This is a genomic window from Endozoicomonas sp. SESOKO4 (genome assembly GCF_024606275.1).
This window is the reverse complement of the sequence record NZ_JAHHPS010000153.1, coordinates 1-1,957: the sequence shown is the minus strand read 5'-3', so window position 1 is coordinate 1,957 and position 1,957 is coordinate 1. Positions and strand designations below refer to the sequence as shown.

2 protein-coding genes are annotated in these 1,957 nt (G+C 48.4%); one reads left to right on the top strand and one right to left on the bottom strand.

Going from position 1 to position 1,957, the window contains the following annotated elements:
* Positions 1-74 precede the first annotated feature (74 nt).
* Complete coding sequence (locus KDK16_RS02890) at positions 75-980, top strand: LysR family transcriptional regulator (protein WP_257274592.1); 906 nt, start codon at positions 75-77, stop codon at positions 978-980.
* Positions 981-1,068: 88 nt separating this feature from the next.
* On the opposite strand, the gene KDK16_RS02885 is transcribed toward KDK16_RS02890, so the two are convergent.
* Positions 1,069-1,857 (bottom strand): hypothetical protein, encoded by a 789-nt coding sequence (locus KDK16_RS02885; RefSeq protein WP_257274591.1) that lies wholly within the window; start codon positions 1,855-1,857, stop codon positions 1,069-1,071.
* Between the last annotated feature and the right edge of the window lie 100 nt (positions 1,858-1,957).

Below are 1,957 nucleotides of genomic sequence, written 5' to 3'. Positions count from 1 at the left end.
TGTCCTTGCTTGCATCCCGCAGTGATTTGACTGATAGTTCAAATCTGTAATATTCGGCCAGTAACCGGCTGAAAATGAGTTTGCTGCCCGCTTTGCAGGCTATTCTGGATACCGGCAGTGTAACCCGCGCAGCAGATCAGATGCATGTGACACAGTCCACAATGAGCAGGACTCTGTCACAGCTGCGAGAAGCGTTGAATGATCCCATCCTGGTCAGGGAGGGGAATCATATTTTCCTTTCTGAAAAAGCTCGTCAGGTTCAACCACTGGTTTCAAAACTGATGGCAGACTCTGAGACGCTTTTTGAGAATCAGAACTTTGACCCTGCAACCAGTGAGCACCATTTCCGGATAGGTTCAAGTTCGGTTGTTCTCGATCATTTTCTGATTCAGGCCCTGATTGAGCTTAAGCAGATTGCGCCGGGTATCAGTTGTTCTGTCTCGCTTCCGGACGAGGGTACGATTTACTCCATGGAGTCAGGTGAGTTGGATCTGGGGGTGATTGTCGCTTTTCCTGAGACGACTGAGAACCTCTGCAAAGAAGTCATTAATTCAGCGTCGTTTAATGTTCTGATGCGCAAGGGACACCCGATGAGCAGTCGGGAAACGCTCGATCTGACCGAGATGGATCAATTTCCCTTTGTGGTGACCCAGGCGGTCATCGCTGCCAGTCCTTATATCAATCAATTGCGTGAGCAGTATGCCTTTTTACGGAATCCTTGGCTTAAGCTACCAAGCACGGAGGCTGCTTTGAAGGCGATTCAATCCAACGACGCATTTACCATTGTGACCAATGTGGAGTATCTGGCGTTGGATTTGTTTGAGGATTATGTCCTCCTTCCTATCTTGTCAGACTCTCCGCCCCTGAGCTTTGAACTGGTGTGGCCGGAACATTGGCAGTTTAACCAGGCGCATCAGTGGATGAGAGGCTTTTTGTTAAGTAAGTTTCAGGAGTTTTTTAAAGCGAGCGAAAAACTTTGATCCGGAACACCAGTGCTTATTTGGCCTGATTGTTGCCGACGCTTCTGTTTCATGACCTTTTCATAATAATGGTATTCATTCATAGCGGTTATGCTTGCTGCGACTTCTTACGTTTACGTACCTCATCAAGGCTGACCACATTATCTGGCAAAGCCAATGGTGCGTCCTGTTCGATAACAGTAGCTGTTGCAGCGGGAAAAGGATTCGGAAAATCCCCGTGGGGCGTTTCCGGATACGCCCACACAGACAGACCTTTGGCAAACCTGAACAGCCAGTCATCCACCATCCGCGACATGGGTATAAACCTCTCCATTTGTCTGGCTCCAGGAAACAGCCTGGCCTTTTTGTGGACGCAGTTGATGCGGTGCATTCCCAATCCGATCTCTTCACTCTCGTCTAGCTGCTCCAGCCCATATTGTTCATAGGACTGACTCAGCCACTGCTCAGCATCCGCAACATGTCCGTTGACGCTGAGGTCGGTATTTCTGACAAACCGGATTTCCTTCTCCATATCCAGAAACTGGTCATACATGCTCTGAGCTTGCTCTTCTGTTGTAGCTCCACTCTCCATGGCCATATGAATAGATTCTCTGACCCAGCGATTGGTAAATCGCTCAGCAAACTCGTCTAAATCGCTAAACATCGGGTTAGAAAACAGAATGGCATAACGACTGCGGGCTTCTACTGCAATCACGTCCGTGTACCGTTTTCTATTTCGGTAGCCCTTAACCGCATGCACCTGCCAGGCAATGACATTATTGCCAGAAGCAATGGGCTGAGTGCCTATGCGCTTACCATCCGGACTGGGTAAACGATTCAGATCAACCTTCATGTGCTTACAAAAGGCATTGGTGGCAGAAATTAATACTTCAAGCATTCGCGGTATCTCTTGGCTGTTCTCTCGCGAGAGGGCTTACTGGCTGAATATTACAGATTTGAACTATCAGTCAAATCACTGCGGGATGCAAGCAAGGACA

What these genes read in the sequence shown, in the direction of transcription:
- KDK16_RS02885 (WP_257274591.1), bottom strand. Translation starts at nt 1,857, where the DNA reads ATGCTTGAAGTATTAATTTCTGCCACCAATGCCTTTTGTAAGCACATG.
- KDK16_RS02890 (WP_257274592.1), top strand. Translation starts at nt 75, where the DNA reads ATGAGTTTGCTGCCCGCTTTGCAGGCTATTCTGGATACCGGCAGTGTA.